The 8,333-nt window shown below is 58.7% G+C and carries 7 protein-coding genes; 5 read left to right on the top strand and 2 right to left on the bottom strand.

Annotated features, from left to right (window positions below; translation table 11 throughout):
* From P5540_11090 to P5540_11070, 5 genes are all read left to right on the top strand, one after another.
* Positions 1-855: hypothetical protein (locus tag P5540_11090; GenBank protein ID HRT65358.1), on the top strand; the 855-nt coding region annotated here is incomplete at its 5' end.
* 93 nt (positions 856-948) lie between these two features.
* On the top strand, positions 949-3,456 hold the full coding sequence (locus tag P5540_11085; GenBank protein ID HRT65357.1) for a hypothetical protein: 2,508 nt from the start codon (positions 949-951) through the stop codon (positions 3,454-3,456).
* Positions 3,457-3,562: 106 nt separating this feature from the next.
* Entirely contained in the window at positions 3,563-4,666 is a 1,104-nt protein-coding gene (locus P5540_11080) for an immunoglobulin domain-containing protein (GenBank protein ID HRT65356.1), read from the top strand.
* A gap of 148 nt (positions 4,667-4,814) precedes the next feature.
* Positions 4,815-5,894, top strand: a complete 1,080-nt coding sequence (locus P5540_11075) for a hypothetical protein (protein ID HRT65355.1) — start codon at positions 4,815-4,817, stop codon at positions 5,892-5,894.
* Between the two features lie 78 nt (positions 5,895-5,972).
* Positions 5,973-6,968, top strand: a complete 996-nt coding sequence (locus P5540_11070) for a DUF1559 domain-containing protein (GenBank protein ID HRT65354.1) — start codon at positions 5,973-5,975, stop codon at positions 6,966-6,968.
* A gap of 17 nt (positions 6,969-6,985) precedes the next feature.
* On the opposite strand, the gene P5540_11065 is transcribed toward P5540_11070, so the two are convergent.
* Positions 6,986-7,531 carry a hypothetical protein gene (locus P5540_11065; GenBank protein ID HRT65353.1) on the bottom strand — a complete coding sequence of 182 codons (546 nt, stop codon included), beginning with the start codon at positions 7,529-7,531 and terminating at the stop codon, positions 6,986-6,988.
* Positions 7,528-8,268, bottom strand: coding sequence for a hypothetical protein (locus P5540_11060; GenBank protein ID HRT65352.1), 741 nt, complete (start codon positions 8,266-8,268; stop codon positions 7,528-7,530). Before P5540_11060 ends, P5540_11065 begins: the two co-directional genes overlap by 4 nt.
* Positions 8,269-8,333 lie beyond the last annotated feature (65 nt).

The raw sequence follows: 8,333 nt of genomic DNA, 5'->3' as shown, positions 1-8,333 counted from the left end.
GGCGAAGGCGAAGGTGAGGGCGAGGGCGAAGGCGAAGGCGAAGGTGAGGGAGAAGGTGAGGGAGAAGGTGAGGGCGAAGGCGAAGGTGAGGGCGAGGGCGAAGGCGAAGGCGAAGGTGAGGGAGAAGGCGAAGGTGAGGGAGAAGGCGAAAATCCCTTAAAAGAAGGTGAAACCTTCTGCCTCTTTTTCCAAAAAGTACACGATAATGAGGCATGGGGTATGGTAGAGCCTGAATTTGCCGCGTTGGCGGCGCGGCTGCTGCCGGAAGCCGCCGACTTGAACGGTTCGTCATGGGTTCAAGAGGAGCCGGAAGTCCTGTTCGAACTCAATGGAAACGGCCTGTTGGATTGCGTTCATGAATTGGCGTTGGTCGAGAAAGTTTTCAATACGCCGTTTTTCAAGTTGCCCAACGGACTCAAGCGATCTACGATTATTGAAGGGTGGAATAAGAACTATGCGCAATTGGCGGCCGATGTGGGCATGTATTGGCCGCTCATTGTTTTGTTGGGAGACGGGCTTCCGCAGTTGATGGTGGGTATGATGCTCATCGGCGACGGCTCTTCGGACTACTCGATTCCCGGTTATGTATCGTGCACCGGGTCGGCCGGTTTCATTCAGGCGCTTATGTTTCTGCTGGGCGATACGGCTGCCAATCCGCAAATTGATCTGAACAACTATGCGCGTTTTCCCCAATATTTCAGCAAGTATGGCGACGCGGACGGCGACGGATTCACCAACGCGGCGGAATTCGCGGCCTTTGGCCCGGATCCCGTTTCCTATGTGGCTGCGGCGCTTGACCCCACCATTGTTCCCCCCGCAAAGACTACGAATGCCGCCGGTGAATCCCGTGAATAACCGCGCCGCATCCCCGTCTATACGGTTGTGACGGAAAAGAAACCGGATCGGCGCTGGTTCAGGCGCGTGAAGGATTGCCAGGAGATCAAGATCATGAACAGGAAAAAATGGGGCGCGGCAATGGCGGTACTGTGCGGTTTGGCCTGTCTGACGGCCGCCGGGGAGGATTTTCTGCATGCGCGCGTCAGTTACGACGCGGGCGACGGAATGATCAAAGGGCGGGATGACGCCGATTGGAGTTACGCGACCATCAACACGATTGTGCTGCCCAACGACACGTTGTGGGTGGACAAGAACGGCACTTTGGAACTCGAAATGTCCGGCGGTTCGTTTCTTCGGATGGCCGACGCGAGCAAGGTGGATATCGAAATGCTTCCGCCTTCCGGGCGGCTTCGGGGCTGGCATGGCTCGTTCTATGTGCAGCGAACGGCGCGCAGTACCGGCAGCATCGAATTCGACACGCCGGTATCCATGGTGGATGTGAATCAGGACAGCATGGTGCGGATAGACATCGTTGCGGAAGGCGGAACGACCGTCAGCGTGCGCTGGGGCAGCGCCACCGTGCGTTGCCAGGCCGGCGGCGACGTGGTCCTCAACGCAGGACAGCGATCCTACGTGGATCCCGGATACCTTCCGTCGGAACCGACCGCTTTCAATCCGAATGTCGAGGACGATTTTGACACATGGAACCGCGAACGGGCGCGATTGCTGGCGGAAGGCGAGGAACGCATTCCCAAGAAGGCCCCGATAGATCGGACCCCGATAGGGGTCAGGGATTTGTCGCCCTACGGCGAATGGGTCGAGGTGGAATCGGTGTATTACTGGCGGCCGACCGTCGTGGTTGATTACGTGCCGTATCGCTACGGCCGTTGGAGTTACGTCAGCGGGGCCGGATATTGCTGGGTGGAAAGTTACCCCTTTTCGTATGTCACGACACATTACGGTCGTTGGCGATACACCACGCGTTATGGATGGGTTTGGACCTATCGGGGCACATGGGGCCCGGCATGGGTGTCCGCCGTGCATTATGGACCGCATTTCGTATGGACGCCGCTGGATCCCTTCGACCGTCCCTGTACGGTTGTGGGTGGAACCTTTGCGGTGGGCCGGGCGCATTTCGGCCTGTATGCAAGTTCGTACTGTCTGGCGGACGACCTGCTGATGGGTTCCTGCTATGTGCGGCCGGTCACGCCCGTCATCGTGCGCTCCGTGCCCGTTACGCAGGTTACGGTCTGGAACATCAACATCGGTTCGAGTCACGGCCATCATCACGACTTTGCGCGCGATGCCCGCCTCGAGGTCAGGGATTATGCGCCGCGACGGGTGATCCGCGGTTACGACGCGTTGCCGTCGCGGGATCCTGCCCATGCGCGCATTGCCACGCTGGAGAGTTCTTTGGGCCGGCAGGAATTCGCGGCGCACCGCGGCGGCCCGCCCCGGGAACGGGCCGCCTCCGTGCGGCCTGAAGGCGCCGCGCCGCTACGCAACGTCAGCGTCGCGCCCGAAATCCGCGAGAGCGGACACGATCCACGCCGTTCGGCGGCGATTATGCGCGCGCCGTTGACAACAGAAGGCGCTTCAAGACTGCCGTTGCACCGCACAGAGGAAACGGCGCGTCCGGATCGCGGGGACCGGCCCGGTGGCATCCGGGATGCCCGTGGGGGCGGAGAGGCCACCCGTCCTGAACCCGGCGGCATCCGGGATGCCGGAAAGACTCCGGAACGAGGTGACATTATCCCCGGTTCACGTCCCGAAGGGCAGCGTTCGCGCGATACGGATTCTGCTGTCCGCGTGCCCCAAAAGAGCCCGGCCGATAGCCCGGAACGCGGCGCCGGCCGCGGCAACCGGTTGGGTGAACAGACAGGCCCGGTCCAAACCGTGCCGGATCGCACGCCGACCCGGCGTGACGACGCGCCCCGGCCGGAGCGGGAGACGGTACGCGGCAACCGGTTGGGCGAACAGACAGGCCCGGTCCAAACCGTGCCGGATCGCACGCCAATACGGCGAGAGACAACGCCAAATCCCGAACGGAACGTCGTCCGTGGCGGATCTTCCAGCATCCAAGTCAATCCCGTTCCCGCGCCGGAACGGAATATGTTTCGTTCACGTTCACGCGAATCGGTTCCGGCGCCTGTTCCCATGCGCGGACCGGAGCCCGCGCCCACCCGCACGTCTCCGCGCCCCAGCGAGGCAATGCCCCAGGCGCCAACGATGCCGTCCCCCGCGTTGCCTCGAACGCAGATGGAACGGACCCGGCCTTCGGCAGTGTCCATGCCGGTTCCCCGCACGCAGGATTCGCCGGCTCGCCGTCCGGCATTGGCCGAACCCGTCATGCGCCCTGAATCCCGCCCCACGGAAACGGCCCGGCAGGCCATGCCGCCTCCTTCGCTGGCGAATCCATTGCCCCGTTTACAGGATTCGGGCGGCGGATCGGGTTCTCGTGGGCGAAGTGTTGAAGTACAACGGTTGGGACCGCCGCAGCCTTCCGCGCCTGAACCCGTCCAACACATTGCGCCGCGCCAAGAGACCGGCAGAGTCGGCATGGGCGGCGGCGGCCGAGGGGCCGGCTTTGGCGGTCCCGAGGGATCAAGAAGACGCTGATGAAACCGTGCGCAGGGGAGTCTGACCCGCGTGCCTTGCCAAAAGAATATTCCGCGTCCATGCGCGATGTCGCAGGCGCAACAGGGAGGTCGTGGCCGTGAGAAACATGAATGGAAAAAACGAACCTATTGCAAGTGGAACGTATTGGATTCAGCGAATAAACAGCCGCGGATTCAGTCTGTTTAATCTGTTGTTGGCGGGGGTGGCGGCCCTTCTATCGGCGGGCTGTCCCGATGTGCCGGTTATCTTGATCCAACCCCAGTCGCAGACCGTCGAGGCGGGCAATGTGGCTTCGTTCACCTGTGTGGCGATCGGCGCATGGCCCTTGTCGTACCAGTGGAAAAAAGACGGTGCGGAACTCTGGGCGGCCAATTTGGCTACCTACACCACACCGCCGGTCAACGGCCTGTACGCGGGCCAATACATTTGCGAAGTGTCGAACGCCCACGGAAAGGCCGTTTCCCAGCCGGCCATGCTTACCGTGGTGGCGTCGTCGCACTCCGAAGACTACCAGCGGGGCTTTCTTGCGGGATTCGCCAACGACGAATGGTACTGGAAAGGCTTCGACGACAGTTACGATACCCGATCGAACACGCCCCTCTATTATCAGGGCGGCGATATTCCCAATCCGCAGTCGCCCGACTACGATCGCGGCTATTACGACGGCATCTGGTACGCCTACAACGATGGTTATTTCGTCTGCTACGACTTCGCGTTCACCATTGGATTCAGTGAAGGATACGACGCCGCGTTTTATTCGGGATACCTGACGTTCCTTGGAAGCGATACCCATGTCGAGTTGGGCGACGGCGGCTGGGACGACGGTTACAACGACGGGTTCTCGGAAGGCCGCGTGTTTGGCGCCTTCGATTTCGAGGACGGCCGGGCCTTCGATTGGATGGACGCCATGGCCGATTACCGCTCGGGCACGGATCTCTACTTTCAGGAAGTGAATGTCGGGACCGGCGAGTATGGCCCCGTCGAACTGTACGTGTATGGGACGGATCCGGCCGGGAAAAAGGCCCGCGCCGTCCGCGGCGATGCCGCGAAGTCGCATGCCATTTCTTACCGCCCGTTGACGGCCGACGAGCAGGCCCTTTTCAACAAAAAGCCCGCGAAATCCCCGCGGAGTTCCCGCACGCTGACGCTGACCACGACATGGCTTCAGCGAATCGAGGCATACCGCGGCACAATCACGGGAACCCGATAACGTCCTGATACGATGCTCCCGCAATATCTTGTCGTACCGTGTTTGATTTGACTTTTGCGCCGGATTTTCTTAGAATAATGCTAAGAAGTGGGGTTTGTGTAGGTACGTGAGGCAATCGAATACTCGACGACAAGAAGCGGAAGAAATTATGGAAGCCATAAGAGGGGATGCCGTATCGCGACTGGAAGCGGCGGTGAATTCGTTGAAAAAGAAAGGCGGCGTGCTGACTACGGGCGAAAAGCCGCTCGGCGGTTTTTCCCATTCCGGCGAACTGATTTGGTGGACGCGGGAAACAGGGGATCACGCCGGTGCGCGGGAGGAGGTTTTTTCCCTTGAATCGGCTGCCGCGCCGGAATGGCCAGAATCGGAACCGGCGCCGGAGTTGGCCGAGTTGGAAAGGGCGGTGGTGGATCTCAAGATGGAGATTGCGCTGCTGCGCGGTCAGGAAGGCTGGCTGCTTTCGACAAACGAGGACTTGATTGAGCGCCTGGCATCCGCGCGTTCCGAAAAACGCCGTCAAGCCGAATCGCTGGGCGAGGCCCACCGCGAGATCAATCGACTGCGCCAGGCGCTGGCGGAGTCCGAGGAAGGCGCGAGCCGTTTCAAGCGCTTGCTGGGTGAGGCCGAACGGCAACGCGAAGAGGCGGCGTCCATGGCGTCTTTTTTAGCGGATCAGATTACTCTGCTGCGTGCCGAGAACAATCGCCTGCGGGCGTCGCTCGAAGACGGGGAAGCCCGGGAGGAGGCCAACCGCCGGCGCGAACGCATCATTTTGGAAGCCCTGCTGACCGGGGGATCCGTCCGGAAAATCGGCGAAATTTTACACGCGGCGGGGATCATTACGGACGAACAATTGAAGGCGGCCATCGCCTCGCAGGCATCGTCGCGCGGACGTATGATGGGCGCCATTCTGGTTGAATGCGGCCATGCCGGCGAACTCGATGTGGCCCAGGCTGTGGCCTGTCAGTGCAGGCTGTATCTGATCCGCCTTGACGACACCCGGGTGGTGGACGAAAGCAATGCGCGTCGTCTGGGTTGTGAATTTTGCCGTCGGCATGCTTGTATTCCGCTACGGACGACCGACGACTGCGTTTTTGTGGCCATGGCCAATCCACGCGACGCGTCCGCCATTGACGCGCTTGAAAACATGCTGCAACGGCGCGTCGAACCCCTTGTGACGACGCCGTCGGATCTCTCGGCGGCCATCGGCCGTGTATTTGCGAACTGATCCGAAAGGTCTTGATCCGTTCTTGCGTCCCGACGGGGATTGTGGCACTCTTTCACGGAGAAACGGGAGACGGGTGCGATGCGGCGATGCGGCTTCACCCTCATTGAATTGCTGGTGGTGATCGCGATCATCGGCATACTGGCGGCCATCCTGCTGCCGGCCTTGGCGCGCGCGCGGGAAGCGGCGCGCCGATCAAGTTGCGCGAACAATCTCAAGCAGTGGGGCGTGGTTTTCAAGATGTACGCCAACGAGGCGCGCGGCGGCCTGTTTCCGCCGATTCAGCAAACGCGTTCCGGGCAACTGGGCTGTTATCTTACCCCCTATGTTTCCGGCGTCTACCCGGATTACGTCACGGACCCGCGCATCTATGTGTGCCCGTCGAGCGCAACGCACACGGAACGCAAGATGTACTACGATGCCGCGAACGGCGACGATGCGCAATTCTGCCCGGAATGTCTCGGCCAGCCGATTCTCATCAACCGGTGGCCGCAGGGTCTTCACAATCGCTGGTGGCGGGCCGACGATTCATACGTGTATTTCGGTTTTATGTATGACCGTTGCGACGACCGGCCGGAATATCTGACGCCGCCTTCCGAGTACGAGGCGCTCATCCACATGTTTCGCCCGGAGATTGCGCTGCCCGACGAAGGCGTCCAAAAGCAATTTGTCCAGCATTGGCTGATTATCCTGACATCGCCGGACATGATTGCGAATTGGCAGGCCGCCGACACCGATTTCCGCCTGTACCCGTTGCCGTCGCTCGACAACGACACGACGGATCCGCGCCTGGAAGGATGCGGCAACGGCGGCGGACGCACCGTCCATCGTCTCCGCGAAGGCGTCGAACGCTTCTGTGTGACTGACATCAACAATCCCGCAGCCGCCGCAATGGCACAGAGCGGCGTCTTTGTCCTATTCGACACCGTATCCGCGAAAGCCCAGGATTTCAACCACGTGCCGGGCGGCGCCAACGTGCTCTACATGGACGGGCACGTCGAATTCCTGCGCTATCCCAACCCCAAGGCGCCCGTCCTGCGCACATTCGCCATCGCCAACCAGCTTCTGTCGGAATAGGCAAGGATACCTTCTGGTCAAGCCTCGTATTCTTCAAGTTCTTCCCTGAGATTCTTGACCTTGAACCCGGTAATTTTGGAGAGCGCAAAAATGGCGTCTGAAGGAGAACCGCCATAGCATTGTAGCCATGCCGGCGGATTGTCCGGATGAACGTCAATCCACGCCGTATAGGCACCACCCTGGCCCCCATGCTGGGTCGAAATTCTGTGTTCGACTTTCCATAAACGCAGAATGTCTTCCTTGGGTATGATCCAGCAATGGGCATCGAAAGGGGATATGCCCAAACAGATCGCCAAATCGTAGCGCTGATCACGCAGTTGCTGGAACTTGTAACAACCGTTGGCCCAAAGGGTGCTGATCTTTATTTCGACTCTCTTGTTCTCGATGATTCGGTCGGCATCGGAGTCCCCGGACCGTACTACGTTGAATCCGCGGGCGGCCAGCCAGCCGGCAACCAGATCCTTGCTGTTTTCGGAGACAAGATGAGGAGAACTTGGAAAAAACGACCGGTAAAGATCATAGATTGGCCCTGTCTCTTTTTTTGTTTTCCTTGGTTTTTTCATAAAAAAAACTTTGCGTTTGCACCTTCTGCGCATATGATTGGAACGGATAGTACTGTAAAACTAGTTCTCACATTTCGAGTGAAACCGGTGTTTGCCACGATCATTTTCGTCGGCTGGGGAGAATGATTGACCGCGCAATCGTAATGGTAAATATCCCTGAGTTTATCCGCGTTCATGTTGTAGGGTCGAGGATCATCAATGATGCGGATAGAAAAAGCAGGGATATCATTTTCGATGTACCATCGTCCCCAGTAAGAAAGAATGTTGTCTGCGGGAAGCCTTAACTCCGATGCTTCAATGTGCCCTTTGAAAAGCAATCGAAATGTTTGGATGCGATCTTCAATTAAGACAGCGAGAGAGGAAAGTGCTTCACGAGGTTCTTGCCATTGGAGATTGTCCAAAAGATCGACAAAGAAAAATGCCGTATGGCGAACGAAATTCAAATATTGAGCTTGGGGCCATATGTTTCCGCCCAATAAGAGTTGAATGGCGGTACTTGGATAACCAAGTCTTTTCAAATCGCTATCGGAAAATCTTTCCAAAAGGCGTCTTATTCGGACGGCGGGATTGTAGCGCCAATTGTCCTCAAAAGCGAGATAACTTGCGGCTTCCACAATACAATCACGTTGAAGTGCAAACTCGTTGTCAGGGCTTTTGGACATCAATGAGATCACAGACTGTGAATATGGAGTAATCCAGATCAGCGGAAGATATGACGATGTTTCTAAAAAAACCATTTTTGTTTACCTCCCCGATCCCCGGCTAAGAAAAATCCCGTTGGCGGGATCTTGTTGGCTTCATT

The organism is Candidatus Hydrogenedentota bacterium, assembly GCA_035450225.1.
GTDB lineage: Bacteria > Hydrogenedentota > Hydrogenedentia > Hydrogenedentales > SLHB01 > DSVR01.
Note: the sequence above shows the minus strand (reverse complement) of the source record. Positions and strands in the feature narration are given on the sequence as shown.